Source organism: Catenulispora sp. EB89 (assembly GCF_041261445.1).
Lineage (GTDB): Bacteria > Actinomycetota > Actinomycetes > Streptomycetales > Catenulisporaceae > Catenulispora.
This window is the reverse complement of sequence record NZ_JBGCCU010000001.1, coordinates 42,749-68,278: the sequence shown is the minus strand read 5'-3', so window position 1 is coordinate 68,278 and position 25,530 is coordinate 42,749. Positions and strand designations below refer to the sequence as shown.

At 70.9% G+C, this 25,530-nt stretch carries 23 protein-coding genes; 16 read left to right on the top strand and 7 right to left on the bottom strand.

From position 1 onward, the window contains the following. Nucleotides 1-60: 60 nt before the first annotated feature. Nucleotides 61-948: a TIGR03619 family F420-dependent LLM class oxidoreductase gene (locus ABH920_RS00310; RefSeq protein ID WP_370345452.1), complete on the bottom strand. Its 888-nt coding sequence runs from the start codon at nt 946-948 to the stop codon at nt 61-63. Nucleotides 949-1,041: 93 nt separating this feature from the next. Between ABH920_RS00310 and ABH920_RS00305 the strand changes: the two genes are divergently transcribed. From ABH920_RS00305 to ABH920_RS00290, 4 genes are all read left to right on the top strand, one after another. After that, nucleotides 1,042-1,794 carry a glucose 1-dehydrogenase gene (locus ABH920_RS00305; RefSeq protein WP_370345450.1) on the top strand — a complete coding sequence of 251 codons (753 nt, stop codon included), beginning with the start codon at nt 1,042-1,044 and terminating at the stop codon, nt 1,792-1,794. A 36-nt stretch (nt 1,795-1,830) separates the two neighbouring features. Then, nucleotides 1,831-2,958, top strand: a complete 1,128-nt coding sequence (locus ABH920_RS00300) for an LLM class flavin-dependent oxidoreductase (RefSeq protein ID WP_370345448.1) — start codon at nt 1,831-1,833, stop codon at nt 2,956-2,958. Nucleotides 2,959-3,025: 67 nt separating this feature from the next. Further along, a complete protein-coding gene (locus ABH920_RS00295) occupies nt 3,026-3,862 on the top strand; it encodes an LLM class F420-dependent oxidoreductase (protein WP_370345446.1) in 837 nt (278 codons plus the stop codon). A 29-nt stretch (nt 3,863-3,891) separates the two neighbouring features. Further along, the gene (locus tag ABH920_RS00290) at nt 3,892-6,465 is read left to right on the top strand and encodes a bifunctional FO biosynthesis protein CofGH (protein WP_370345444.1); all 2,574 of its coding nucleotides are present in this window, start codon (nt 3,892-3,894) and stop codon (nt 6,463-6,465) included. An 86-nt stretch (nt 6,466-6,551) separates the two neighbouring features. Here ABH920_RS00290 and ABH920_RS00285 read toward each other — a convergent pair whose 3' ends face one another. Next, nucleotides 6,552-7,172 (bottom strand): hypothetical protein, encoded by a 621-nt coding sequence (locus ABH920_RS00285; protein ID WP_370345442.1) that lies wholly within the window; start codon nt 7,170-7,172, stop codon nt 6,552-6,554. Nucleotides 7,173-7,280: 108 nt separating this feature from the next. On the opposite strand from ABH920_RS00285, the gene ABH920_RS00280 reads away from it, so the two are divergent. Continuing rightward, complete coding sequence (locus ABH920_RS00280) at nt 7,281-7,823, top strand: SigE family RNA polymerase sigma factor (RefSeq protein ID WP_370345440.1); 543 nt, start codon at nt 7,281-7,283, stop codon at nt 7,821-7,823. Continuing rightward, on the top strand, nt 7,820-8,587 hold the full coding sequence (locus tag ABH920_RS00275; protein ID WP_370345438.1) for a hypothetical protein: 768 nt from the start codon (nt 7,820-7,822) through the stop codon (nt 8,585-8,587). Before ABH920_RS00280 ends, ABH920_RS00275 begins: the two co-directional genes overlap by 4 nt. Nucleotides 8,588-8,599: 12 nt before the next feature. Here the strand turns inward: ABH920_RS00275 and ABH920_RS00270 are convergent, their stop codons facing one another. Continuing rightward, nucleotides 8,600-10,138, bottom strand: coding sequence for a FadD3 family acyl-CoA ligase (locus tag ABH920_RS00270; RefSeq protein ID WP_370345436.1), 1,539 nt, complete (start codon nt 10,136-10,138; stop codon nt 8,600-8,602). A 116-nt stretch (nt 10,139-10,254) separates the two neighbouring features. Between ABH920_RS00270 and ABH920_RS00265 the strand changes: the two genes are divergently transcribed. From ABH920_RS00265 to ABH920_RS00255, 3 genes are read left to right on the top strand one after another with little or no spacing between them, the layout of a single operon-like run. Beyond that, complete coding sequence (locus ABH920_RS00265; protein WP_370345434.1) at nt 10,255-11,412, top strand: lipid-transfer protein; 1,158 nt, start codon at nt 10,255-10,257, stop codon at nt 11,410-11,412. Nucleotides 11,413-11,443: 31 nt separating this feature from the next. Continuing rightward, nucleotides 11,444-11,866, top strand: a complete 423-nt coding sequence (locus tag ABH920_RS00260; protein ID WP_370345432.1) for a Zn-ribbon domain-containing OB-fold protein — start codon at nt 11,444-11,446, stop codon at nt 11,864-11,866. Beyond that, nucleotides 11,859-12,650, top strand: a complete 792-nt coding sequence (locus tag ABH920_RS00255; protein WP_370345430.1) for an enoyl-CoA hydratase/isomerase family protein — start codon at nt 11,859-11,861, stop codon at nt 12,648-12,650. The genes ABH920_RS00260 and ABH920_RS00255 overlap by 8 nt, the downstream gene beginning before the upstream one ends. A 382-nt stretch (nt 12,651-13,032) precedes the next feature. Here ABH920_RS00255 and ABH920_RS00250 read toward each other — a convergent pair whose 3' ends face one another. After that, nucleotides 13,033-13,551, bottom strand: coding sequence for a hypothetical protein (locus ABH920_RS00250; protein ID WP_370345428.1), 519 nt, complete (start codon nt 13,549-13,551; stop codon nt 13,033-13,035). A 177-nt stretch (nt 13,552-13,728) separates the two neighbouring features. Here ABH920_RS00250 and ABH920_RS00245 point away from each other — a divergent pair, with 177 nt between their 5' ends. The 6 genes from ABH920_RS00245 (at nt 13,729) to ABH920_RS00220 (ending at nt 20,363) form a co-directional block, all read left to right on the top strand. Further along, nucleotides 13,729-14,499, top strand: coding sequence for an SDR family oxidoreductase (locus ABH920_RS00245; protein WP_370345426.1), 771 nt, complete (start codon nt 13,729-13,731; stop codon nt 14,497-14,499). Nucleotides 14,500-14,581: 82 nt separating this feature from the next. Then, the gene (locus ABH920_RS00240) at nt 14,582-15,235 is read left to right on the top strand and encodes a TetR family transcriptional regulator (RefSeq protein WP_370345424.1); all 654 of its coding nucleotides are present in this window, start codon (nt 14,582-14,584) and stop codon (nt 15,233-15,235) included. Between the two features lie 88 nt (nt 15,236-15,323). Beyond that, nucleotides 15,324-16,832, top strand: coding sequence for a class I adenylate-forming enzyme family protein (locus ABH920_RS00235; RefSeq protein ID WP_370345422.1), 1,509 nt, complete (start codon nt 15,324-15,326; stop codon nt 16,830-16,832). 120 nt (nt 16,833-16,952) lie between these two features. Then, nucleotides 16,953-18,608 carry an acetate--CoA ligase family protein gene (locus ABH920_RS00230; RefSeq protein WP_370345420.1) on the top strand — a complete coding sequence of 552 codons (1,656 nt, stop codon included), beginning with the start codon at nt 16,953-16,955 and terminating at the stop codon, nt 18,606-18,608. A gap of 100 nt (nt 18,609-18,708) precedes the next feature. Then, nucleotides 18,709-19,527 (top strand): enoyl-CoA hydratase/isomerase family protein, encoded by an 819-nt coding sequence (locus ABH920_RS00225; protein WP_370345418.1) that lies wholly within the window; start codon nt 18,709-18,711, stop codon nt 19,525-19,527. Nucleotides 19,528-19,733: 206 nt separating this feature from the next. Next, nucleotides 19,734-20,363 carry a flavin reductase family protein gene (locus ABH920_RS00220; RefSeq protein WP_370345416.1) on the top strand — a complete coding sequence of 210 codons (630 nt, stop codon included), beginning with the start codon at nt 19,734-19,736 and terminating at the stop codon, nt 20,361-20,363. Nucleotides 20,364-20,367: 4 nt separating this feature from the next. Here ABH920_RS00220 and ABH920_RS00215 read toward each other — a convergent pair whose 3' ends face one another. The 3 genes from ABH920_RS00215 to ABH920_RS00205 are packed head-to-tail and all read right to left on the bottom strand — an operon-like array spanning nt 20,368 to nt 24,467. After that, complete coding sequence (locus ABH920_RS00215) at nt 20,368-22,422, bottom strand: hypothetical protein (protein WP_370345414.1); 2,055 nt, start codon at nt 22,420-22,422, stop codon at nt 20,368-20,370. 24 nt (nt 22,423-22,446) lie between these two features. After that, a complete protein-coding gene (locus ABH920_RS00210) occupies nt 22,447-23,526 on the bottom strand; it encodes a Zn-dependent alcohol dehydrogenase (protein ID WP_370345412.1) in 1,080 nt (359 codons plus the stop codon). Then, nucleotides 23,523-24,467 carry an SDR family oxidoreductase gene (locus ABH920_RS00205; RefSeq protein ID WP_370345410.1) on the bottom strand — a complete coding sequence of 315 codons (945 nt, stop codon included), beginning with the start codon at nt 24,465-24,467 and terminating at the stop codon, nt 23,523-23,525. Before ABH920_RS00205 ends, ABH920_RS00210 begins: the two co-directional genes overlap by 4 nt. A gap of 125 nt (nt 24,468-24,592) precedes the next feature. Here ABH920_RS00205 and ABH920_RS00200 point away from each other — a divergent pair, with 125 nt between their 5' ends. After that, nucleotides 24,593-25,528 carry a cyclase family protein gene (locus tag ABH920_RS00200; RefSeq protein ID WP_370345408.1) on the top strand — a complete coding sequence of 312 codons (936 nt, stop codon included), beginning with the start codon at nt 24,593-24,595 and terminating at the stop codon, nt 25,526-25,528. Nucleotides 25,529-25,530: the final 2 nt, after the last annotated feature.

The window sequence follows — 25,530 nt, the reverse complement described above, 5'->3', positions numbered from 1 at the left end:
GCGGGCGCCAGAGGCTGAGGCTTCTGGCGCCCGCGGCGTTTGCTGTTGCTACTTCACTCCCTACTTCACATAGCGTCCGGCGAACTCAGCCACCGCCTCGACCATCTCGTCGAGCGAGGGCCCCGGCGCCGTCATGGCCTTGATGTTCTTCATCCACGGAGCGCCCAACAGGTCCGTGACACCCCACTCCTCCACCTGCTCGCACAGCTCGGGCGTGGGCTCGGCCAGGACCGCGAGCATCGCGCGGAAGGGGCGGTCCAGAGTCCCGGCCGCCTCGCGGGCCGCACGGATCCGCTCCATGATCGACCGCGTCTCGTCGACCGTGTGGTAGATCCCGATCCAGCCGTCGTTCCGTGCCGCGCGCCGGATCGCGATGTCGGAGACGCCGCCGATGTAGACCGGGATCGGGTCGTTCGGCGTCGGCGTGATCGAGCACGGCGGGAGCGTGTAGTTCGGCCCCGTCAGCTCGACCACGTCGCCGGTCCACAGCCGGCGCAGCGCCTCGAGCATCTCGTCCAGCCGCGCCCCGCGCTTGGCGAAGGCCTGGCCGGTGGCCGTGAACTCGTCCTTGCTCCAGCCCGGCCCGACGCCGAGCGCGACGCGGTGGTGGCCGCCGGCCGAGCCCTGCGAGAGGTACGCGGCCGTCGCCAACTGGTTCGCGACGGTCAGCAGGTCGCGGGCCGGCGCCACGTAGATGTTCGTGGTGAACCGCAGCCGGGTCGTCACCGCCGCCATGGCCGCGATCGCCACCCACGGCTCGGGCCAATGAGTGTCCTTCGACCAATACCGGGATCCGTCCGGCGTATACGGGTAGGGGGAGGACAACTCGACCGGATGGAACAGGTGGTCCGGGATGGCGATCCCTTCGAACCCGTACTCCTCGGCGGCCCGTGCCAGGCCGGTGAGGTGCGCGGTGTCGCAGAACGCCGGTGAGAGCCAGAACTTCATGGGCCGCCTCCCCTTCACTTTTCGCCTGGAAGGAATCAATCTGACACCTAGTCAGATGTCAAGCGCGATCCGAGGACAGGGGACGGTCGGCAGATGGGCAAATTGGACGGGCGGGTGGTGTTGATCACCGGCGCGGCGCGGGGCCAGGGCGCCGAGGAGGCGCGGCTGTTCGCGTCCGAGGGCGCGCGGGTGGTGGTCGCCGACGTGCTGGAGGACCTCGGTCACCAGGTGGCCAAGGAGATCGGCGACGCGGCGCGGTTCGTGCGGCTCGACGTCACCGACGAGGCGCAGTGGACCGCCGCCGCGGACTTCGCCGAGGCCGAGTTCGGCAAGCTCGACGGTCTGATCAACAACGCCGGCATCCTGCGCTTCAACAAGATCGAGAAGACCAGCGTCGAGGAGTACATGCAGGTCGTGACGGTGAACCAGGTCGGCGTCTTCCTGGGGCTGCACGTGTGCCTGCCCCGGATCCGGGCGGCCGGCGGCGGCACCGTGGTGAACACCGCGAGCATCGACGGGCTGGCGGGCATGGCGTACCTGGGCTCCTACGTCTCCACCAAGTTCGCCGTCAGGGGCCTGACGCGTGTCGCGGCCCTGGAGGCCGCGCCGACGGTCCGGGTGAACTGCATCTGCCCCGGCGGCGTGCACACCCCGATGGTCACCGAGCTGATGCCGGAGGACGCCGACCCGGACGCCGGCTACTCCGGCATCCCGCTCAAGCGCGTCGGCACGGCGAACGAGATCGCCAAGGCCGCGCTGTTCCTCACCTCCGACGACTCGTCCTACTGCACCGGCGCCGACTTCGTCCTCGACGGCGGAGCGCTGGCCGGCATCCACTTCGGCTAGACGACCGCCCAGCCAGACGACAGACCAGGAGGCGCCATGGAGTTCGGCATATTCGTCCAGGGCCACGTGCCGCTCGCGCGGCTGGCCGCCGACCCCGACTTCGAGCACACCTCGCTGATGAACGACATCGCGATCGCCAAAGCCGCGGACAAGGCTGGCTTCAAGTACGTGTGGGCCTCCGAGCACCACTTCCTCGACGAGTACTCCCACCTGGCGAGCAACGACGTCTTCCTGGGCTACCTGGCCGCCGCGACCGAGCGGATCCACCTGGGCTCCGGCATCTTCAACCCGCTGCCGCAGGCCAACCACCCGGTGAAGGTCGCGGAGAAGGTGGCGACGCTGGACCACCTGTCCGGCGGCCGGTTCGAGTTCGGCACCGGACGCGGCGCCGGCTCGCGCGAGATCCTGGGCCTGGGCCTGCCGGACACCACGGTCACCAAGGAGATCTGGGCCGAGGTGGTGCGCGAGATCCCCAAGATGTGGATGCAGGACTCGTACTCGCACGACGGCGAGTGGTTCTCGATGCCGGAGCGGAACGTGCTGCCCAAGCCGTGGAAGAAGCCGCATCCGGCGATGTGGTACGCGGCCGGGAACCCGCCGTCGTACGAGATGGCCGCGCGGATGGGGCTCGGCGTGCTGGGCTTCTCGGTCGGTTCCGCGGCCGACGCCGAGACCGCGGTCGCGGCGTACAAGAAGGCGGTCCTGTCCGCCGAGCCGATCGGCGCGTATGTCAACGACAACGTCATGGTGACGTCCTCGGCGGTGTGTCTGGCCGACGGCGACCTGGCCCGGCACGCGGCCACGACGATGGGGCTGGGACGCCTGCAGTCGCTGGTGTTCCGCTACCACGACACCTTCCCGCGGCCCGACTGGATCCCGGCCTGGCCGGCGGTGCTGCCCGAGCCGACGCTGGAGGAGGTCGTGTGGCGCTCGCACAACGGCTACCTGATCTGCGGCGACCCCGACGAGGTGCTGGCGCAGATCAAGCGGTACGAGGCCACGGGGATCGACCAGCTGGTGTTCGGCCTGCCGATCCAGCTGTCGCTCGCCGACACGCTGGAGACGATCGAGCTGATCGGCCGGCACGTGATCCCCAAGATCGACAAGGACCCGGTGCACCGGACCACGCGGTTCCGGAGTGCCGCCGCGGCGCTGGGCAAGTAAGCCCTGTAAACAACCATCGGATCGCTACCGAGAACCACCCCTGAGAACCTTTGCAGAAGGAGCTGTCTTGCGCATCGGCGTCACGGTCTTCCTGACCGACCAGACCATCGGTCCGGCCGAGCTCGGGCGCGCGCTCGCCGAGCGCGGCTTCCAGTCGTACTACGCCCCCGAGCACACCCACATCCCGATCAGCCGGGCCACCCCGGCCCCGCTCGGGGAGCCGCTGCCGGACTACTACTCGCGGACGCTGGATCCCTTCGTCGCGCTCGCCACGGTCGCGGCCGCCGCCCCCGGCATCCGCGTGGGCACCGGGATCTGCCTGGCCGCCCAGCACGACCCGCTGCTGCTGGCCAAGACCGTCGCGACCCTGGACCTGGTCACCGGCGGCAACCTGGACCTCGGCGTGGGCTTCGGCTGGAACAAGGAGGAGATGGCCGACCACGGCGTCGACTTCGGGACCCGGCGGGAGCGGGTGCGGGAGACGGTGCTGGCGATGAAGGAGCTGTGGGGCAAGGAGGTCGCGTCGTACCACGGCGAGCACGTCGGCTTCGATCCCTCGTGGTCCTGGCCGAAGCCGGCGGCCGGGTCCGTCCCGGTCCTGATCGGCGGCGCCGCCGGGCCGAAACTGTTCGGCGCGGTGATCGACTACGCCGACGGCTGGATGCCGATCGGCGGACGCGGGCTGACGCAGGCGATGCCGGTGCTGCGGGCGGCGGCCGAGGAAGCCGGACGGGACCCGGACACCCTGCGGGTCGTGCCCTTCGGGACCGAGCCGACCCCGGGCAAGATGGAGCACTACCAGGCCCTGGGCATCGAGGAGATTGTGTTCAACGTCCCATCGGCGCCCGCGGACCGGATCCTGCCGGTGCTCGACGACTACGCTCGCTACGTCGAACGGGAATAGATCCGGTTCATTGCCGCGTAGGAACTGGAATGACGATGCAGCCGACCGCTAATGCGATGCGCCGTGCCCTGCACCGGGCGGGTGAGGGAGTCGCGCTCAGCGTCGAGGAGGCGGCGGTCCTGCTCGCCGCGCGCGGCACCGACCTGGACGCGCTGTGCGCCGTCGCCTCCCGCCTGCGAGACCAGGGCCTGGAGGCGGCCGGCCGCCCCGGCGTGGTCACCTACTCGCGCAAGGTGTTCATCCCCCTGACCCGGCTGTGCCGGGACCGGTGCCACTACTGCACGTTCGTCACGGTGCCCGGCCGCCTGGACTCGCTGTACCTGTCGCCCGACGAGGTGCTCGACATCGCCGCGAAGGGTGCGGCGCTGGGCTGCAAGGAAGCGCTGTTCACGCTGGGGGACCGGCCGGAGGACCGGTGGCCGCAGGCGAAGGAATGGCTGGACGCGCACGGCTACGACTCGACGCTGGACTATGTGCGGGCCATGTCGATCCGGGTGCTGGAGGAGACTGGCCTGCTCCCCCACCTGAACCCGGGCGTGCTGTCCTGGTCCGACTTCCAGCGGCTCAAGCCGGTGGCGCCGTCGATGGGCATGATGCTGGAGACCACGGCCACCCGGCTGTGGTCGGAGCCTGGCGGGCCGCACTACGGGTCCCCGGACAAGGAACCCGCGGTGCGGCTCCGGGTATTGGAGGACGCGGGCCGCTCTTCGGTTCCCTTCACCACCGGGATTCTCATCGGGATCGGCGAGACGCTGGAGGAGCGCGCTGATTCGATCTTCGCGATGCGGAAGGTGGCGCGGACGTATCGCGGGATCCAGGAGATCATCATCCAGAACTTCCGGGCCAAGCCGGCCACGGCGATGATGAACACCCCCGACGCGGACCTGGAAGAACTCGCGGCGACGATCGCCACGGCGCGCGTCGTGCTCGGGCCCTCGGTCCGGATCCAGGCGCCGCCGAACCTGGTCGACGCGCAGTACGCGCTGATGCTGCGGGCCGGCATCGACGACTGGGGCGGGGTCTCGCCGCTGACCGCGGACCACGTCAATCCGGAGCGGCCCTGGCCGGCCATCGACGAGCTGGCCGAGCAGTCCTCCGCCGCGGGCTTCACGCTGAAGGAACGCCTGACGGTCTACCCCGAGTACGTGCTGCACGGCGAGCCGTGGCTGGACCCGCGGATCATGCCGCACGTGAAGGCGCTGGCCGATCCGGAGACCGGGATGGCCGTGGAGGGCCGGATCCCCACCGGGATCCGGTGGCAGGAGCCTGACGGCGGCTGGGACACCTCCAGCGGCCGTACCGACCTGCACACCACCATCGACACCGACGGCCGCAGCGAGGACCGGCGCTCCGACTTCTCCGACGTCTACGGGGACTGGGACGAGCTCCGCGAGCACGCCTCCCGGACCTCGGTCGACCACAGCGCTCCGGAGCGCATCGACGCGGCGCTGAAGACCGCGCTGGCGGCTGCCGAGCGTGACCCGGGGAACCTGTCGGACGCCGACGCGCTCGCGCTGATCCACGCCGACGGTCCCGCGCTGGAGGCGTTGGCCGCGTTGGCCGACGGGCTGCGGCGGGACGCGGTCGGGGACGAGGTGACGTACGTCGTCAACCGGAACATCAACTTCACCAACGTCTGTTACACCGGCTGCCGCTTCTGTGCCTTCGCGCAGCGGCGCACCGACGCGGACGCGTACACCCTCTCCGTGTCGGAGGTCGGCGACCGCGCCGAGGCCGCGTGGAAGGTCGGGGCGACCGAGATCTGCATGCAGGGCGGCATCCACCCGGACCTGCCCGGCACCGCGTACTTCGACCTGGCCGCCGAGATCAAGAAGCGGACCCCGGGGCTGCACCTGCACTCGTACTCGCCGATGGAGATCATCAACGGCGTCTCCCGGACCGGCATGTCCATCCGCGACTTCCTGACCGCGGCCAAGGAGGCCGGCGTCGACTCGCTGCCGGGGACCGCCGCCGAGATCCTCGACGACGACGTGCGCTGGGTGCTGACCAAGGGCAAGCTGCCGGCCGCGCAGTGGATCGAGGTCATCACCACCGCGCACCAGGTCGGGATCCCCACCACCTCGACGATGATGTACGGGCACGTCGACAACCCGGCGCACTGGGTCGCGCACCTGCGGGTGCTGGCCCGGATCCAGGACGAGACCGGCGGGTTCACGGAGTTCGTGCCGCTGCCGTTCATCCACTCCAACGCGCCGGTGTACCTGGCCGGCATCGCCCGCCCGGGACCGACGATGCGCGACAACCGCGCCGTGCACGCGATGGCGCGCGTCATGCTGCACGGCCGCATCAAGAACATCCAGACCTCGTGGGTCAAGCTCGGCACCGACAACGCCCGGCTCATGCTCGCCGGCGGCGTGAACGACATGGGCGGCACGCTCATGGAGGAGACGATCTCCCGCATGGCCGGCTCCGAGTACGGCTCGGCGAAGGGCATCGCGGAGCTGGAGGAGATCTGCGCCCCGCTCGGCCGCCCGACACGCCAGCGCTCGACGCTGTACGGCGAGGTGCCGGCCGAGCGCATCCAGGCGGCGCGCGAGGCGGACTCGCGGGGGTTGCTGCGGACGATGCTGCCGCTGGCTTAAGAATCAGCCCTCGCCGGGCTGGCTGTCGCTTTCGGGCCCGCGCTGTTCTTCGGAGCTGCGCGGGCCCGCTTGTGTTCCGCCTGGCCTCAGTTGTACCTGGTCGGGAAGTCGTAGGGCACGAACGGCACGTCCCGTCCCACGTTCAGCTGCACCGTCGTGTGGTCCTTCAGGGCCACGGCGCGCGGGTCGCCGTCGTAGCTCTTGCCGTCCACCCACACCGTCACGTCGCCCTGCGCCGGGCCGACCTCGTGCCGGTCCAGGGGCTGGCCCCACAGGTCGAAGAACTGGCCGAGGGTGAAGTCGTGCGGCGTCGGCGCCTCTTCGTGGATGACGCCGGACTCGTCGTGCGTGTGCAGCCAGTAGAAGCTGTGCGCCTCGGTGATCGACGGGTCCGGGCGCGTGGGGTCCAGAACCACCGGGCGGGTCACGCCCACGCCGGCCGGGACCCACTGCTCCATGCCGTCGATGTACAGCGTCAGGTGCGCGTGCACGTGGTAGCCGCCGGGGACCATCGGGCCGGCCGGGATGCCGTCGACGGGCTTGCCGTCCAGGACGGCGGCCGTGGCCAGGACCGGCGGATCGTCCACGATCTCGTCCGCGGCGGCCATCGGCGCGCCGCAGAAGCCGATGGACAGCGCCAGGGCGGCCAGTGCCGCGAGGGTGGCGAGGGCGCCGAGCCGGCGGCGCGGAGACTGTGTGAGGCTCATCAGATCAGGATCATTCCAGGTTTTGCCCGTTGTGCCATGGATTAAGAGTATTCGTACTCGGTCACGGATCGCGGTAAACGCATCATCACTCGAAAGCGTGAAGGGACCGTGGACAGAGGATCCGAGGATTTCGCAGCCTTCTACGAAGGCCACCGGGACCCCTGCTTCCGGGCGGTTCTGGTCAGCGTCGGCGATCGGCACCTCGCCGAGGAGCTGACGGCTGAAGCCTTCGCCCGGGCATGGGCCCACTGGCGCAAGGTGCGCAAGCACCCGGCGCCGGCGGCGTGGGTGGTGCGCACCGCGCTGAACACGCACATCTCCTGGTGGCGAAGACGCCGCCGCGAGGTGTCGTGGGACGCGGTGGCGCACCCCGACGCGCCGGGCGCCGGAGCGCGCGTGGGCGCGACCGCGGGCCCGGGCCCCGACGGCGATACGACCGCCGTTGAGCCCGTCCTGCGCGCCGCCCTGCGCAACCTGCCGCTCCGGCAGCGCGAAGTGGTGGTGCTGCGGGTCTTCCTCGATCTGGACACCCGGGGCACGGCCGCCGCGCTCGGCATCGCCCCCGGCACCGTCCAGACCCACCTCCACCGCGCGATGAAGACGCTGCGGACGGAGCTCGAAGATCAGACCGAGCGGGAGGAAGTGAAGTGATCAACACAGAAGACTTCGACGACACGACTGGCGACGAGGAGGTGTTCGCCGGCCTGCGGCGCTCCGTGGCCGGGGCGACCCTGACCACCAGCGCCGCCGACGTGGCGGCCCTCGGCCGCCGCACCCGCAACCGGCACCGCGCCCTGGCCGCCGGCCTCGGGACCAGCGCGGCGGCGCTCGTCGCGGCGGTCGGGGTGCTGGCGCCGTCGGCGGGGACGGGAGGCGGGAGCGCACCGACGGCCAAGAGCCCCGTGACCCTCGACATCCAGGACGCCGGCTTCACGCTCCAGAAGCACGCGGACGGAGTCGTCGACCTGACGATGCAGGAGGTGTTCGACCCCGCCAAGCTCCAGGCCGCGCTGACCAAGGCGGGCATCAAGAGCGATGTGCAAGAGGTGAGCATGCCGGCCGACTGGGACAACAGGACGCCGGTGGACTGTGCGGCGAGCGTGGGTGTCGAGCGGGACGAGAAGGCGATCACCGAGGCGCTTGAGAACGTGCCGCACAATAATCAGCCGGTGCCGCCCGGTCCCGGCTCCGCGGGCCAGGCTCTCAAGAGCCTGCCGAAGGGCGGCGGCTCGCCCGTCCTGTACGAGTTCCGCCCCGGACAGTTGCCGGCCCGGGATGTGGTCGCGCTTATCCGGTTCGACTACGGCCACGGCGCCGGGCACCAGATGTCGATGCTCGACATCCTGACCGGCATGCCGGGCAGGTGCGTCCCGGTCCCGGCGGGCAGTCCCGAGGCGATGAAGTCGCGCTTCTGACCGCCGCCGGCCTCACCGCAGCTCGCGCTTGAGTACCTTCCCCAGCGAGCTGCGCGGGAACGCCTCGACCACCTCGACGTGCCGCGGCACCTTGTAGTTGGCGAGGCGTTCTCCGGCGTGCGCGAGCAGCGCGTCCGGCTCGATGCGCCGGCCCGGCACCGCGATCACGAAGGCCTTCCCCACCTCCCCGAGCCGCGCGTCCGGCACGCCGACCACCGCCGCCTCCTGGACGCCCGGGAACGTCAGCAGCACCTGCTCGATCTCCGCCGGGTAGGCGTTGAAGCCGCCGCAGATGAACATGTCCTTGATCCGGTCGGTGATCCGCAGGTTTCCCGCCGCGTCCAGCTCCCCGACGTCCCCGGTGCGCAGCCAGCCGTCGGCGTCGATCGCCTCGGCGGTGGCCGCCTCGTCCTCGAAGTAGCCGCGCATCACGTTGTAGCCGCGGACCAGGATCTCGCCGGTGTCCTCGGCGGTGCGCACCTCGACCCCGTCGATGGCGCGGCCCGAGGTGCGCGCGACGACCTCCGGGTCGTCTCCGTCGCGGGACATGGTCACCACGCCGGTCGCCTCGGTCAGGCCGTAGGCGGTGATCACCGTCGACAGGCCCAGGGTGTCCCGCATCCGCTCGATCAGCTCCACCGGGATCACCGCCGCGCCGGTCGCCGCCGCGCGCAGGGAGCTGAGATCGTGCTTCGCCAGGTCCGGGTGCGCCAGCAGCATCTGGTACACCGCCGGGGCCGCCGGGAACACCGTGATCTGCTCGCGCTCGATCGTCGCGAACAGCGCCTCGGCGTCGAACGAGGCCAGCGGGACCATCGTCGCGCCACGGGTCAGGCAGGCCAGGATCCCGGCCTTGTAGCCGAACGTGTGCGAGAACGGGTTCGCGATCAGGTAGCGGTCCCCGGCGCGCAGTCCCACGATCTCCGACCACTGATGGAACGCGCGCGTCGTCTGCCCGTGCGTGGTCTGCACGCCCTTCGGGGCGCCGGTGGTCCCGGAGGTGAAGAACAGGTCGCCGGGCGAATCAGGGGTCAGCGACGCCGCCGCCGCGTCGAACACCGACGCCGGGACCTTCATCCCCGGCGCCCGGAACTGCCGGCGCGACACCACCGGCGGCAGCCCGCCGTCGGTGAACGCGGTCATGACCTCCAGGTCCGGCAGCCCGTCCCGGATCGAGGCCAGCTGCCCCACGTAGTCCACGCCCAGGAACTCCCCGGACACCGCGACCAGCTTCGTCCGCGACTTCTCCAGGATGTGGCCGACCTCGGCGGCCTTCAGCCGGGTGTTCAGCGGCACCAGGACGGCGCCGACCGACACCGCGCCGAGCGCCGTGACGATCCACTCCGCCGAGTTCGGGGCCCAGATCGCCACGCGGTCGCCGGGCGCCACGCCCCAGGCGATCATCGCCCGGCCCGCCTGCTTCACCCGGGATGCGAGGTCGGCGAACGTGAGGCGTTGCTCGCCGTCGACCACCGCCTCCCGCTCGCCGTGGTCGGCGGCGGCTCGCGCCACCAGGTCCGGGATCGTCGTCGTGCCGAGCTGCACCGTCATCGTCAGCGGCCTTTCGCACAGAGGAACGCAGAGGAACGCACAAGGAACTTGGCTCTGGCACCGTGCCGGGGCCCATGATAGGCAGATATCTGACGCAGCGTCAGATGGGAAGGTGCATGAATCCGACGCCCTTGAAGGACCGGGCCGCCATCGTCGGCATCGGCCAGACCGAGTTCGCCAAACACCTTGAGCCGTCAGAGAAAGCGCTCGCCTGCCGAGCCATAGCCATGGCGCTGGACGACGCCGGCATCGCCGCCCACGAGGTGGACGCCTTCGCCGCGTACACGATGGAGGCCACCGACGAGGTCGAGATCGCCAAGGCGGTCGGCGCCGGAGACGTCACCTTCTTCTCCCGCGTGGGCTTCGGCGGCGGCGGATCGTGCGCCACGATCGGCCATCTGGCGATGGCGATCGCCACCGGCCAGGCGAGCGTGGGCGTCGCGTGGCGCTCCCGCAAGCGCGGCAGCGGCCCGCGGCCGTGGACCGACACCGTGAACCAGCTCGCCACGCCGGCGCAGTGGACCCGGCCCTTCGGGCTGCTGCGGCCGGTCGACGAGATCGCGGTCCTGACTCGCCGGTACATGCACGAGTACGGCATGACCCGCGAACAGCTGGGCGCGGTGGCCATCGCCTGCCGCAACCGGGCCAACGCCAATCCGGCGGCGATCATGTACGAGCGCCCGCTGACCATGGACGACTATCTCAGTGCCCGCATGATCTCGGATCCGTTGTGCCTGTTCGACAACTGCCTGGAGACCGACGGCGCGCTGGCCGTCGTCATGGTCTCCGCCGAACGGGCCCGGGACTGCCGCGGCGAGCCGGTCTACGTCCACGCCTTCGGTCAGGGTCTGCCGGCCCAGCATCACGGCATGGTCAACTACTGGAACGACGACCCGCTGGCCGGACCGTCGTGGACCGCGGCGAAGCAGCTGTGGAAACACGCCGACTTCGGCCCCGCCGACGTGGACGTGGCGCAGATCTACGACGCCTTCACACCGCTGATCCCGCTGTCCTTGGAGGGCTACGGCTTCTGCGGCAAGGGCGAGGGCGCGGCCTTCGCCGACGACGGCGGCCTCGAACTGTCCGGGCGGCTGCCGGTCAACACCTCCGGCGGCGGCCTGTCCGAGGCCTACGTGCACGGCTTCAACCTGATCAACGAGGGCGTCCGGCAACTGCGGGGCACCTCCACGAACCAGGTCGCCGGGGCCTCGACATGCCTGGTCACCGCGGGCGAGGCTGTACCGACGTCGGCCGTCCTGCTGCGCCGGGGCTGACCGCACACCACCGAACGGAGGGTCACCCACGATGCTCAAACCGCTCGTCGACGCCGACGGCGCGCCGTACTTCGAGTACGCCGCCAAGGGCGAACTGCGCATGCAGACCTGCGCGAACTGCGGCGAGGTGCTGTTCCCGCCGCGGCCGATGTGCCCGCGATGCCAGGGCATCGAGTTCGAGTGGAAGCTGATGTCCGGCCGCGGGCACGTCTGGTCCTTCGCGGTGCCGCGTCCGCCGCTGCTGCCGGACTACGCGGCGCTGGCGCCGTACCCGGTGGTGGTCGTGGAGCTGGCGGAGGACCGGCGGCTGCGGCTGGTCGGGAACCTGGTCGCGGCCGAGGGAGCCGCGATCGACTCGGTGGATCCGGCGACGATCGAGATCGGGCAGCCGGTGCGCGCGGTGTTCCAGGAGATCGAAGGACTTTTCGTGGCGGCCTGGACACCGGATGAGTGATCTCATCTTCAGTACGCTCCTCTACGAGGAGCGGGACGGCGTCGCGTGGGTGACGCTGAACCGCCCGGAGCGCCACAACGCCTTCGATCTGGCGATGGCCGACGATTTCCACAGGCTGTGGAAAACCCTGCGGCACCGCGACTCCGTGCGCTGCGTGGTGCTGACCGGCAGCGGTGACAAGGCCTTCTGCACCGGGATCGACCGGGACGCGGCGGTGCCGCAGCCGTCGTCGCCGTTCATGGTCGACGACCCCGGTGTGGCGCTGGGGCCGAAGACCGCCGACCTGTGGAAGCCGGTCATCGCGGCGGTCAACGGGATGGCCTGCGGCGGGGCGTTCTACCTGCTCGGCGAGTGCGAGTTCCTGATCGCCGCCGAGCACGCCACGTTCTTCGACCCGCACGTCACCTACGGCATGGTGATGGCGTACGAGGCCGTGCACCTCGCGCAGCGCATGCCGCACGGCGAGCTGGCGCGCCTGGCGCTGATGGGCACGGCCGAGCGCATGACCGCGCGGCGCGCGTACGAGATCGGTTTCGTCAGCGAGGTGGTGCCGGACAACGCGGCGCTCCTGGCGGCGGCGGAGCGGGCCGCACGGACCATCGCGGAATCCGAACCGTCCGCGGTCGAGGGCACGGTGCGCGCGGTCTGGGCGGCGCGCGAGATGGCGAAGGGGCAGGCGCTGGGGCTGGCGCCGCATCTGGTGCAGCTGGGCAATCTCAGCGCCGAGCGGCAGACGGAGCTGTTCGCGGCAAGGGCCAAAGGCGGCGGCTGGCGGCCCCGCTGAGGCGCCGGCGGCGGGTCGCCAGCCTTTCGCCGCTGGGGCGAAACGCTGGCCGGGTTCGAGCCCTGACTCGTAATCTGCGTGTCGCAGTCAAGGGCGTGGGTGGCCGCGGGATCGGCACCCACCACCCGGCTGACGATCCCCCCGGGTCAGCCGGGATCGCGGCTGGAGCCGTGTCGGGCTCCAGCCGCTTCCGCGTGCTTCCACGCGTCGGTTGTCGGCATTCGGCTACTGACAAACCGCAACCGGTGACCATGGCTGACATTTGTCTTCGGTGTTGAGCGCAAACCATGGTCAAGATCCCGAGGACGCGCTACTTTCGACGCACGATGGCGGCCGAGTCATCCCGCCGACCCGGCCGTCATCGTTCTCGAGCGGCGTGGGATCAGGCGGGCAGCCGCATGGAGTCGGCGGGCGAGGCCCCCGGCACCGCGGCTACCGGTGCCCCCGTCGGAGCCGGGACCGTGGCCGGCAGCACCGTCGCCATCGGAACCGCCACCGGCAGGTTCAGCGGCGTCGCGGTCCGCGGCGGCCGCAGGCTCCGGTGCGGCTCGCCGGCGGTCCCGGAGCCGTTCGGCCCGGGCAGCCCGCAGCTCGCCGTCTCACCGTCCGCCGGCTGCGCCTGGCCGTAGATCCGGGGCTGGTGCTGCGCGGCCCGGCTCAGGGCCGCGGCCAGCCGCCGGGCGGCCGTCGGGCTGATGCGGCCCACGGTCACCATCGGCCGTCCGTACACGTTCACGTCACCCCGCAAGCGCGGGATCTCCCCGGCCAGCCCGAGGGCCGCCAGGGCGGAGCGCAAGAGCTCCGTGGCCTCGATGGCCTCGGCCCACGCCAGGCCTAAAAAGGGTTCGTCGTCCCCGCCGCCGGCGGGGTCGATCTGCGGTACTGCGGCGGATTCGCCCATCGTCGTCATCTCCTCCGGACTGTGCAAGAGTCGACAACGCACATCGGTCACGGTCAATCGGCCATAAGGGTGAACTGTGACGCGGAGCGTCTCCGTAACGGGCGGTGGTGGGAGACGGGTGGGCAGGTGAACTCGAATTGCTTCCGAGTAAAGGCCGCCTCTGATACACACGGGGGTGTGACGTCGTTCACCGGAAGGGTCGCCGTCGTCACCGGCGGGACCAAGGGCATCGGACGGGCGGTCGCGGCGCGCTTCGAAGCCGCCGGAGCCACCGTGGTGACGCTCGCGCGCACAGAGCCGGCGCAGGCCGTCGGCCGCTTCATCGCCGCCGATCTGGGCTCGCCGGCGGACATCCGGGCCGCGTTCGCGGCCATCGAGGACGAGTTCGGGCGCGTCGACGTGCTCGTCAACAACGCCGGCGGCGCGCGGCCGGGCCGGGCGCTGGACTACCCCGAGGACGCGGCCCGCGCCGCGTTCGACCTCAACGTGCTGGGAGTCCTGCACGCCGCGCAGTGCATGTACCCGCTGACGCCCGAGCACGGCGGCGCCTCCATCGTGAACATCGGCTCGGTGGCCGGGACCCGGCCCAGCCCCGGCACGGCCGTCTACGGCGCCGCCAAGGCCGCGCTGGCCTCGCTCACCAAGAGTCTGGCGCTGGAGTGGGCGCCCCGGGTGCGGGTGAACTGCGTGCTGCCCGGGCCGGTGCTCACCGAGTCGCTGACCGCCTACTACGGCGGTCCGGAGGCCGCGGCGCTGGTCGGCCAGGGACTGCCGATGGGGCGGATGGCCGAGCCCGCGGACATCGCCGGGGCCTGCCTCTACCTGGCCTCCGACGAGGCCGGCCAGGTTTCCGGCGCGGAACTGCTGGTGCACGGCGGCGGCGAGGCACCGCGCTTCAACCGCGGGTCCGGGGCGGCGGGCCACGGGATCGCGACAGCAGGGAAGTGACGAGCATGATAACGAATCCCGATCATGGACGATCACCCAGGTCTGCACGAGGTAAGGGGTTCCGACCGCATAAACTGACGACATGACAGCTCAGCAAGTGCGCACCGTCGACGGGCGGATCGCGGGCAAGCGCGGCCAGGCCACCCGGGCCCGGCTGCTGGAGTGCCTCGGCGAGATGCTCGTCGGGCAGCCGTACCGCTCGATCACGGTGATCGACGTGGCCCGGCTGGCCGGTACCTCCCCGGCCACGTTCTACCAGTACTTCCCGGACATCGAGTCGGCGATCATCGAGATCGCCAACGACATGGCCAAGGACGGCGCGCACCTGAAGGAGCTCGCGGACGGCCGGATCTGGTCCGGCCGGGCCGGCATGCAGGCCGCCGAGGCGCTGGTCGACGGGTTCCTGGAGTTCTGGAACGAGCACGAGGCGATCTTGCGCGTGGTGGACCTGGCCACCGCCGAGGGCGACAAGCGCTTCCACAAGATCCGCATGAAGATCCTGAACAACGTCACCATCTCGCTGGCCGACGCGATCACCGAGCTGCAGACCGCCGGCAAGGCCGACGCCGTGATGCCGCCGACCGCGACCGCCGGCGCGCTGGTGGCGATGCTGGCCTCGATCTCGGCGCACCAGCGCGTCTTCGAGGCCTGGAGCATCAAGCTGGCCGAGCTGCGCGCGGCGATGATCGGGCTGGTCTTCATGGGGATCACGCAGAAGAAGCCGGTCGCGGTCTAGCGCCGCGGCTCGCCTTCGGATTAGCTCCCGGAGGAAGGGGAAACCCTGACCCCGAGTCAGATCGGTACCCATCCCTCAGGGAGCTCCGATGACGTTCCTCGCCCTCGCCGTCCGCAAAGCCGCCCGGGACCACGGAGCCGCCACCGCGCTGGTGGCCGGCCGCGGCCCGCTCTCCTTGACCTTCCAGCAGCTCAACGCGGCCTCCGAGGCCATGGCGGCGCGGCTCGCGGTGCGGGGCGTCGGCCAGGGCCAGGTGGCCGCGCTGCTGCTGCCCGCCTCCCTGGACTACGTCGTCGCCTACTGCGCGCTGGCGAAGGTCGGCGCTGTCACCGCCGGCGTCGGCGCGCACTATTCGCCGTCCGAACGGCAGGCGATGCTCGACCGGGTCCGGCCCGATGTGGTGATCGGGACCGAGGAGCTGCTGACCGGCCGGCTGCCCGACGCGCAGATCATCCCGGTCCGGCAGGCCGAGGACCGGCGGGAGTTCGCGGCCGGACTGCCGATGTTGGGCCGCGAACGGCGGCGGACCTTCCCCGGCCCGCGCTCCCACAACGACTCCGAGACCATCGTCTTCACCTCGGGGACGTCGGGCCTGCCGAAGGGCGCGCTGTTCGGCGGCAAGCAGATCGCTGCGATATCGGAGATGGACAACCGTGCGCAGTCCGCGCCGATGCCCCTGCTGGTCGCCACCGGCCTGAACCACGTCGGCTTCATGACCAAGCTCGCCGGGCACCTGCTGGCCGGCAACCGGCTGCACATCCTGCCGCGCTGGCGGGCCCAGGAGGCGCTGGGCCTGATCTGCGACGAGGGCGTGCCGGTGATAGGCGGCGTGGCCGCCCAGGTGGCCCTGCTGCTCCGGGTCCCCGGGCTTCGCGACTACCGCACCGACGCCGTCAAAGCCCTGATCATCGGCGGCGGCCCGTCCCCGGCGGAGCTGGTCCGGCGGGCCCGCGAGTCGTTCGGCGCGGCCTACTCGATCCGTTACTCCTCCACGGAATCCGGCGGGCTCGGGACGTTGACCGCCTTCGACGCGCCCGACGAAGAGCTCTTCAACACCGTCGGCCGTCCCCGCGCGGGCACCGAGGTCTCGACGCGCGACGAGGAGGGCAAGGAGCTCCCGGCCGGGGAGACCGGCGAGGTCTGGATCCGCTCGGCCTCGGTGATGTCCGAGTACTGGCACGACCCCGCCGCCACGCGTGCCGCGCTCACGCCGGACGGCTGGCTGCGCACCGGCGACGTGGGCCTGCTCGACGACACCGGCTGCCTGCGCCTGGCCGGACGCCGCGACGACATGTTCATCCGCGGCGGCTACAACGTGCACCCGCAGGAAGTGGAGGCCGTCCTCCAGGAGCACGCCGGGGTCCGCGAGGTCGCCGTGGTCCCGCGCCCGGACGCGGTGATGGGACAGGTCGGCGTGGCGTTCGTGGTGCCGCGCGATCCGGACGCGCCGCCGACCGTCGAGGAGCTGCGGCTGTTCGCCGGGTCCCGGCTGGCCAGGCACAAGCTGCCGGAGGAGGTGCGGGCCGTCCCGAGCCTGCCGTTGACCGCCGGACAGAAGGTGGATCGTTCGGCATTGCGAAAGCGGGTCGGCTCATGACGAACAAATCCGTGTGAACACAAGATCTCTTGCTTGTTTCCTCTGTGCTAATTCGCATCGCCGTCCTAAACTGACGCAGCGTCAGGTTACTTGTCAGTTTGCTCCTGAGAGGGCGGTGCGATGCCTGCCACCAGCGTCATGACTACCGGGCAGATCAAGGTGACCCGGCATCGGCCGGTTTCCGAGGACCGACGCCAGCACGTTCCGGCCCGGCCGCTCGATACTGATCCGGCCCCGCACGCCCCCGCCATAGCGCTCATCACCACCGGCGCGCACACCGGCTGCCCGCTGGTGACCGCCGACGAGCTGGGCGTTCCGGTGGCCGGCTGGACCTACTGCGGCCCCGGTGAAGACGGTCCGACGTTTGCGGAAGCGGTCGAGGCGTTCGCTCAGGCGGACGGCGTCGGGGCGATCGCCGCGTGCGTGGACGCGATCGGCACCGATCTGGACGGCAGGGCGCTGATGCGGGCCGCCGAGGCGGCGTCCGGGGCGGGGCGTCCGCTGGTCGTGCTGGCCACCGGCGCCGACCGGGTGATCGACGCGGTGCTGCGGCAGGCCGGGGTGGTCCGGGTCGAGGGATTCGACCAGCTGCTGGACTGCGCCGCCACGCTGGCGCGGTTCCCGCGTCCGGCGCAGCGTCCCGGTCCGGTCCGGATCGCCGCCGACTCCGGCGGCGCCGCCACGCTCCTGGCCGATCTGGCCCGTCGCTCCGGTCTCGACGTCGAGGACGCCGGCCACGCGCCGGACATCACCGAACTCGCCGCGCGCCCCGGCGCCGGGATGCTGCTGTACGCGGTCACCGAGACCGGGTCCTCCGGCGAGTGGACGGCCGCCGCGCTGGTCGAGGCCGCGCGCGAGAGCGACACCCCGATCGGCGTGGTCTGGTGCTCCTCCGGCGGCACCGAGACCGGCTACCGCCTGATCCTGCAGCGCTCGCCGGAGATCGCGACGTTCCGCACGCTCACCAACGCGGTCGCCGCGGCCAAGGCCTACTACGACCACTGCGACCACCGGTTCCGGATCCCCTCGCTGGTCGAGGACAACGCGATGGCCGGCGTGAAGGCGCGCCAGATCCTGACCTCCGGCGGCGCCCCGGGCACGGTCCGCAAGCGGGACACCGACCCCGCGAAGGGCCTGTCGGAGTCGCAGACCCACCAACTCCTGCGCGCCTACGGCATCCGCACTCCCCGGGAACAGCTGGTCACCAGCGCGGCCTGGGCCGTGCGCGCCGCCGCCACCATCGGCTACCCGGTGGTGATGAAGGCGTCGGTGGCCGGGCTGCCCTCGGCCTCGGCGGCCGGCCTCACCCGCACGAACATCACCTCGGCCTCGCAGGTCCGGGAGAACTTCAAGGACCTGATGGACTCGGCCGGCCGCCAGGGCTACGGGACGCTGGACGGCGTCCTGATCGGCCAGCAGATCACCGGCGGCGTGGACACGATGGTCGGCATCCGGCGCGACGACCGCTTCGGCCCGGCCGTGCTGGTCGGCGTCGGCGGCGCCTACGCCGAGACCCTCGGCGACGTGGCGATCCGCGTCGCCCCCTTCGACGCGCACCAGGCGCACCGCATGCTCGACGAGCTGCACTGCCTGCCGCTGCTCACCACCGCCGGCGCCGACCTGGAGGCGCTGGCCGACACCATCCTGCGGGTGCAGCGCATGGCACTGGACCTCGGCGATGTACTGGAGAGCTTCGACATCGCGCCGCTGCGGGTGCTGGGGCGTGGGGGCGGGACGGTGGCGCTGGACGCCTCGGCGCGCTTGATCGTGCACTGAGCCGCACCGATAAAGGAGACATAGACCGGTCCGGCGCCGGAACGCTGTCGCGCTACTGCGCGACCGCGGTCCGGCGCTGACTCATTCGATGGGAGACCCCATGTCCGAGGTACAAGATCCCTCGCTGGAAGAAACCGTCCGGCAGTCCCTGTCCGGCGGCGTCAGCTGGATCACCCTCGACCGCCCCGAAGCCCTGAACGCGATCACCGCCGGCCAGCGCGACCGCCTGATCGCGTTGCTGCGCCAGGCTTCCGCCGATCCGCAGACCCGCGTCGTGGTCCTCACCGCCACCGGACGCGGCTTCTGCACCGGCGCCGATCTGCGGCCGCAGCCGGGCGTCTCGCCGGCGAGACCGCAGCCCGGCGACGTCGCCCGCACCATCCGGGACGGCGCGCAGGCCCTCATCGCCGCGGTGCTGGACTGCGAGAAGCCGGTGATCGGCGCGGTGAACGGCATCGCCGCCGGCATCGGTGCGCATCTGGCGCTGGCCTGCGATCTGGTGGTCGCGGCGGAGTCGGCGAAGTTCATCGAGATCTTCGCGCGGCGCGGGTTGGTGCCCGACGGCGGCGGTGCGCATCTGCTGACCCGGCTGGTCGGGGTGCACAAAGCCAAGGAGCTGATGTTCTTCGCCGACGACGTGCCGGCCGCCGAGGCGCTGGCGCTGGGGCTGGTGAACCGGGTGGTGCCGGACGCCGAGCTGGAGAAGGCCGCGCGGGAGTGGGCCGAGCGGCTGGCGGTGGGGCCGACGCGGGCCTTCGCGCTCACGAAGAACCTCGTGAACCGCGCGCTGGAAGTGGACCGTGCCACGGCCTTCCGTGAGGAGGCCGACGCCGTGGAGCTGAACATGGCCACGCACGACGGCCAGGAGGGCGTGCAGGCCTTCGTGGAGCGCCGGGCGCCGGAATTCACCGGGCGCTGATCGTTGTTACCCCTGCTACCACAGGGTTCTGTGATGTCCGAGGAGCGTTCGGTATGTCAAACGCCATCTCTCTTGACGGGTCGTCAGTTCCCCTCCATATTGGCGATGTCCGTCCACGTATGCTGGGTCGAGCTGCACTTTTGATATAGCGAACGAGCTGGAGCACCACGCAGCCGCACACAGCGTGACACCTAGGGGCTGGGACCATGCCTGCACAGGCCACCGCACGCGAGCACGCCGGGCGTGCCGCCGACGTCGCCGACGTCGCTCACGCCGACGCCGACAAGGCCGCGAACGACGCCGCGGACACCCGCGCCGACGGGACCGTAGACGGGACCGCGGACGGGACCGGAAGCACGACCGCGGACGGCACCGCCGTCGCCGTCGCCGACTACCGCCGCGTCCTCGGCCACTTCCCCTCCGGGGTGACCGTCGTCGCGTCGGAGGACGCCGACGGGCCCGTGGGCTTCGCGTGCCAAGCGTTCTCCGCCTTGTCCCTGGACCCGCCGCTCGTGTTGTTCTCCGTCGGCCACACGTCCACCACGTGGCCGCGCATAGAGGCCACCGGCCGCTTCTGCGTGAACTTCCTCGCCGCCGACCACGAGCAGCTGTGCCGCGCCTTCGCGGTCAGCGGCGGCGACAAGTTCGCCGGCGTCGAGTGGAGCCACTCCGAGCTCGGCTCCCCGATCCTGGCCGGCGCGCACGGCTGGGTGGACTGCACGATCGAGGCCACGTATCCCGGCGGCGACCACGCGATCGTGGTCGGGCGCGTGCACGGCCTGGACGCGGACAACGAGTCGCTGCCGCTGATCTTCCACAAGGGGGCGTTCGGCTGACGCCTCAGCCGGCGGGCTCCTTCCACACGACCACGCCGCCCTCCATCGTGCCGGGGGCGATCGCCTGGTCCAGGAAGTTCTTGACGGCGGCCAGGTTCTGCGTGCCATCGGCCATGACGACGCAGTTCGCCTGCCACGTGGCCAGGTCCAGCTTCACCCGGTTCTTGATCGACGGGGTGATGGTCGGGGTGGCGCCGCCGCCGTTCTTGAAGATGTACGACAGCCACTGCGCGGTCCACAGCACATTGTTCTTGCCCCAGGCGACCTGCTTGTCGGTGGGGGACGTCGGCGCCATCACCGGGCCCTGCGGGATGGCGAAGCCGGTGTCCGCGGCCGTCGACCAGGTCTGGTTGGTGCGGTCGCCGCCGTCGGACAGCGGGACGCCGACGATCGTGTCGTGCCCCGGCGAGACGCATTCCTTCCAGGCGTCCGAGGTGAAGTACTCCGGGATCGGCGTGCGCGGCGACGTGTCGAACACCCGCGGGATCAGCGGGATCAGCGCGGCCGCGACGCTGCCGAACACCACGCCGCGCAGCACCTGCCGCGGGTGCAGCACCGCCTTGTCCAGGCCGAGGGCCAGCAGGATGCCGATGATCCAGCTCACCGCCAGCGCGCTGCGGATCGGCAGGCTGGAGGAGAACAGCGGCAGGTTCTGGATGTGCGCCCACACCCCGTCCGACGGCAGCGGCCACCACCACCAGGAGATGGAGCTGTGGTCGAACACCGGCGTCGGGCCGATGGACAGCACCACCAGGACCAGCGCGGCGATCAGGAGCGCCCGCACGGCCGCGTTCCGGATCAGCCACACCGTCAGCAGCGCCACCACCAGCAGCAGCGCCCAGCCGACCAGCGCGGCCTGCTCGGTGTTGCCCGGCGCCAGCGGGTCCAGCTTGGCCGGGTCGCCCCACAGCTCCAGGTTCGGATACACCGCGTAGGACTTCAGATCCGCCGAGTAGTAGGCGATGTCGAACGGGATGCCCTTGAACGACATCGGCCCGAAGAACTGGAACGACAGCGGGTAGGCCAGCAGCGCTCCGGCCGTGAGGATCGCCACTCCGGCGCCGCGCAGGAAGGTCGCGGCCTCGGCCCAGGACTGCCGCGGCCGCTGCGCGATGTAGGCCACGAAGAACAGCACGACGCCCATCGCGGTCAGGAACAGCAGCTCCTCGCCGACGAACACCTGCGCCGCGATCAGCACGCCGAGAACGATTCCGTTGCGCACCCGGTGCTCCGGCTCGCGCAGCCGCAGCACCCCGGCCAGGATCAACGGCACCAGCCACTGCCCGGCCAGGTTCGGGTGCGCCAGCGAGTGCGACATCATCGACGGCGAGAAGCCCATGAACAGGCCGCCGACGAAGGCCGCGGGCTCGGTGCGGACCACGTGCCGGCGCAGGAACCAGCGCCAGGTGATCGCGGTCGCCGCGAGGTTGAAGGTGGTCAGCAGGGCGAACGAGACCGGCGCGCCGAACAGGTAGGTGACCGGGGTCAGGACCGCCGCCGGACCGATGATCTGGGGGTTGCCCGCGAGGTTCATGCCGTCGGGGGCGTTCATCGTGTGCGTGAACAGCGGGTTCTGGAAGTGGGTCAGCGCGTGCTCGACCGCGGTCAGCTGCCACTCGAAGTAGAACTGGTCGTAGGGGTTGCCGGCCAGGACGCTGGCCACCGGGTGGAACAGCAGCTTCCAGGTGAGGAAGCCGGCGACGACGATGTAACAGAGCGAGAGCAGCAGGCCGGTGCTGGGATTGAGGAGTTCCTCGACGACCCGGTTCGCGGCCCGGGCCAGGGGATGGGTCGAGTCGATCGGGAAGCCGTGCGGCGTGGAAGTTTCGTCGGCTTCTTCGGTGTCGTCGGCGTGGCCGGCGGCGGTATCCGGATCGTCGTCGGTGTCCGTGTCGACCGCGACGTCCCCAGTAACCGCCGCTTCGACGCTGTCGGTCTCGACGTCGTCGCGCGTCGGTTGTCCCGGGACGGAAGGATGCGAGGGCGTGGAGGGTTCCGTGAGCAGTGCGGCTTCGCTGTCGTGCTCCGGTGCGCCCTGCCCGCTCGGGCTCTCCGTCACGGCCTTAGCTTCCCCTCGTAGGTCTCAGAGCAAGAGGACACCTCTTGCCAATGAGCCGTTCTCCAGGTCGTGGATCGCCTCGTGGATGTGCTCCAGAGGGTAGGTCTTTGTGACCAGTTCGTCCAGGAGTAGCTCACCCTTCCGATAGAGGTCGACATACCTTTCGACGTCGAACTGGGGGTGGGAGGTTCCGTATCGGCAGCCCATAATCGTTTTGTCCATGTACATCCCGGACACGAGGAACGTCCCCTCGGCGTCGCTGCGCGGCACGCCGAGCAGCACCGCGGCTCCGGACCAGGCCAGCATGTCGGTCGCGGCGCGGATCAGCGCCGGATGCCCGACGCACTCGAAGACGTAGTCCGCGCCGCGCGGGAGCAGGTCCTTGACCAGTTGGACCACGTCCTGGCCGCTCGGGTCCACGAAGTCGGTCGCGCCGAACCGCCGCGCCGCCTCCTCCTTGCGCGGGTTGGTGTCGATCGCGACGATCCGGCCGGCGCGGGCGATGCGCGCGCCCTGGATCGCGTTGAGGCCGATGCCGCCGACCCCGATCACCACGACCGTCTCGCCGATGCCCACTTTCGCCCGGTTCAGGACCGCGCCGACGCCGGTCAGGACGCCGCAGCCGACCAGCGCCGCCGAGGCCATCGGCACGTCCTCGGGGATCGGGACGGCCTGGACCTCCTTCACCACGACCCGTTCGGTGAACACCGAGGTGTTGGCGAAGGAGAACAGCTTCTCGGCCGAGCCGTCGGCCGCTTCGCGCGTGAACGGCTTGCTGATCTTGCCGAACGTCGCGCGGCACATCGTCGGGTGGCCGTTGCTGCAGGCCGGGCAGACGCCGCAGTGGTTGATCGTGGTGAGGCAGACGTGGTCGCCGGTTTTCACCCGCGTCACCGCCGCGCCGACCTCCTCGACCACGCCGGCCCCCTCGTGGCCGAGGACGGCCGGGCCGGGGAACGGGATGGTGCCGTTGACGACGCTGAGGTCGGAGTGGCACAGGCCGGCGGCGCCGACGCGGACGACGATCTCGTCGGTGCGCGGGCCGCGTACCTCTATACCGTCGACGACTTCCAGCTTGCCGCCTTCGAAGACCGCGGCTCTCATGAGGTTGCGCCTTCCTGTCCCGGCTCGGATGCCTTGCTTTCCTCGGTGGCTTTGCGTTCCTCGGTCGCCTTCGCGTAGGCGGCCATCTTGGCGATCATCGGCATCGTCTCGACGCCGACCGCCTCCGGCAGCCGTTTCGCGATCGACTCGGCGGTCCAGGGCTCCTCGCCGTACATCGAGCGGATCTCCTGCGGTTGGTTCCAGACCGCGATCCGGCGGCCCGCGACCGTGTAGATCTGGCCGGTGACGTCGCGCGCGGCCTCCGACAGCAGGTAGGCGACCAGCGGGGCGACGTCCTCCGGCTCGCCCATCTCGGCCATGTCGAACGGGACGTTGGCGCTCATCCGGGTGCGCGCGACCGGAGCCACGGCGTTCGCGGTGATGCCGTACCTGCCCAGGCCCAGAGCCGCGCTGCGGACCAGGCTGACGATGCCGCCCTTGGCCGCGCTGTAGTTGGCCTGCGAGACGCTGCCGGCGTGGTTGCCCGAGGTGAAGCCGACCAGCGCGCCGCCGCCGGCCTTGCGCATCACGGCGCTGGCGGCGCGGAAGACGGTGAACGTCCCCTTCAGGTGGGTCTCGATGACCGGGTCCCACTCCTCCTCGGCCATGTTGAACAGCATCCGCTCGCGCAGGATCCCGGCCACGCACACCACGCCGTCGAGCCGGCCGTAGGTGTCCAGCGCGGTCTGCACGATGCGGTGCCCGCCGGCCATCGTGGTGACGGAGTCGGCGCAGGGGACCGCCTGCCCGCCGGCGTCCCGGATCTCGCGCGCCACCGCCTCGGCGACCTCGCTGGACGGCTCGCTGCCGTCGACGGAGACGCCGTAGTCGTTGACCACCACCGAGGCGCCCTCGGCGGCGCAGCCGAGGGCCACGGCGCGCCCGATGCCGCGGCCCGCGCCGGTCACCACGATGACCTTGCCTGCCAGGAAGTCGGCCACCTTGCTCGCTCCTCGAAGAGATCTGACGGTACGAATCTGACGGCATGTTAGCTAAGGTTCGCGACAGTGGACAGCATCAACTGACGCTGTGTCAGATATCACTGGGAGCACCTGGGAGCACCGCGATGCCGCTGCCCGAGCAGTTCACCGACCTCGCACGCCGCGTCACGAACTGGGGCCGCTGGGGCCCGGACGACGAACGCGGGACCCTGAACCTGATCACGCCCGAGCGAGTGGTGGCGGCGGCGTCGCTGATCCGCGCCGGCCGCCGCTTCAGCCTCGCGGTGCCCCTGGACGAGGACGGCCCGCAGATCGGCATGATCGAGGGGCGCGACAACCCGAAGCGCACCATGATCATGGTGAACGCGCCGGTGATGGGGGAGCAGCACGCGTTCCGCACGTCGGACGACCGCGTGGAGATGGGACTCCAGGCGTGCACGCACTGGGACGCCCTGGCGCACGTGTCGTACGAGGGACGGCTCTACAACGGCTTCGACGCCTCGGAGATCACCGCGGCGGGCGCGGCGCACTGCGGCATCGACAAGGTCGGGCCGATCGTCGGACGCGGCGTGCTGCTGGACGTGGCGCGCGCCCTGGGCGTCCCCCGCCTGGGCGACGCAGCCCACGGACACGCCCTGACACCGGAGGACCTGGACGCGGCGGCGGAGTTCGGGAAGGTGCGGATCCGCCCGGGCGACATCGTGCTGCTGCGCACCGGCGCGATGACGGCGCTGAAGGCGGGGGACAAGCTGGCGTACAGCTACCCGACGTCGGGGCCGTCGATGCAGACGGTGCCATGGTTCCACGCGCACGACGTGGCGGCGGTGGCGACGGACAACGTGGCCTTCGAGGTGTACCCGCCGGAGCGCGAGGACGCGCAGCTCCCGGTGCACCTGCTGCACCTGGTCGAGATGGGGATGTTGCAGGGGCAGAACTGGGATCTGGAGCCGCTGGCGGAGGACTGCGCGCAGGACGGCGTGTACGAGTTCTTCCTGACCGCTTCCCCGGAGCCCTTCACGCGCGCGGTCGGGGCACCGGTGATCCCGGTGGCGGTGAAGTAGCG

Coding starts and splice junctions, on each gene's coding strand:
- ABH920_RS00220 (WP_370345416.1), top strand. CDS start 19,734: ATGCCTGCACAGGCCACCGCACGCGAGCACGCCGGGCGTGCCGCCGAC.
- ABH920_RS00225 (WP_370345418.1), top strand. CDS start 18,709: ATGTCCGAGGTACAAGATCCCTCGCTGGAAGAAACCGTCCGGCAGTCC.
- ABH920_RS00285 (WP_370345442.1), bottom strand. CDS start 7,172: ATGAGCCTCACACAGTCTCCGCGCCGCCGGCTCGGCGCCCTCGCCACC.
- ABH920_RS00200 (WP_370345408.1), top strand. CDS start 24,593: ATGCCGCTGCCCGAGCAGTTCACCGACCTCGCACGCCGCGTCACGAAC.
- ABH920_RS00260 (WP_370345432.1), top strand. CDS start 11,444: ATGCTCAAACCGCTCGTCGACGCCGACGGCGCGCCGTACTTCGAGTAC.
- ABH920_RS00290 (WP_370345444.1), top strand. CDS start 3,892: ATGACGATGCAGCCGACCGCTAATGCGATGCGCCGTGCCCTGCACCGG.
- ABH920_RS00255 (WP_370345430.1), top strand. CDS start 11,859: ATGAGTGATCTCATCTTCAGTACGCTCCTCTACGAGGAGCGGGACGGC.
- ABH920_RS00300 (WP_370345448.1), top strand. CDS start 1,831: ATGGAGTTCGGCATATTCGTCCAGGGCCACGTGCCGCTCGCGCGGCTG.
- ABH920_RS00210 (WP_370345412.1), bottom strand. CDS start 23,526: ATGAGAGCCGCGGTCTTCGAAGGCGGCAAGCTGGAAGTCGTCGACGGT.
- ABH920_RS00235 (WP_370345422.1), top strand. CDS start 15,324: ATGACGTTCCTCGCCCTCGCCGTCCGCAAAGCCGCCCGGGACCACGGA.
- ABH920_RS00270 (WP_370345436.1), bottom strand. CDS start 10,138: ATGACGGTGCAGCTCGGCACGACGACGATCCCGGACCTGGTGGCGCGA.
- ABH920_RS00310 (WP_370345452.1), bottom strand. CDS start 948: ATGAAGTTCTGGCTCTCACCGGCGTTCTGCGACACCGCGCACCTCACC.
- ABH920_RS00265 (WP_370345434.1), top strand. CDS start 10,255: ATGAATCCGACGCCCTTGAAGGACCGGGCCGCCATCGTCGGCATCGGC.
- ABH920_RS00230 (WP_370345420.1), top strand. CDS start 16,953: ATGCCTGCCACCAGCGTCATGACTACCGGGCAGATCAAGGTGACCCGG.
- ABH920_RS00305 (WP_370345450.1), top strand. CDS start 1,042: ATGGGCAAATTGGACGGGCGGGTGGTGTTGATCACCGGCGCGGCGCGG.
- ABH920_RS00240 (WP_370345424.1), top strand. CDS start 14,582: ATGACAGCTCAGCAAGTGCGCACCGTCGACGGGCGGATCGCGGGCAAG.
- ABH920_RS00250 (WP_370345428.1), bottom strand. CDS start 13,551: ATGGGCGAATCCGCCGCAGTACCGCAGATCGACCCCGCCGGCGGCGGG.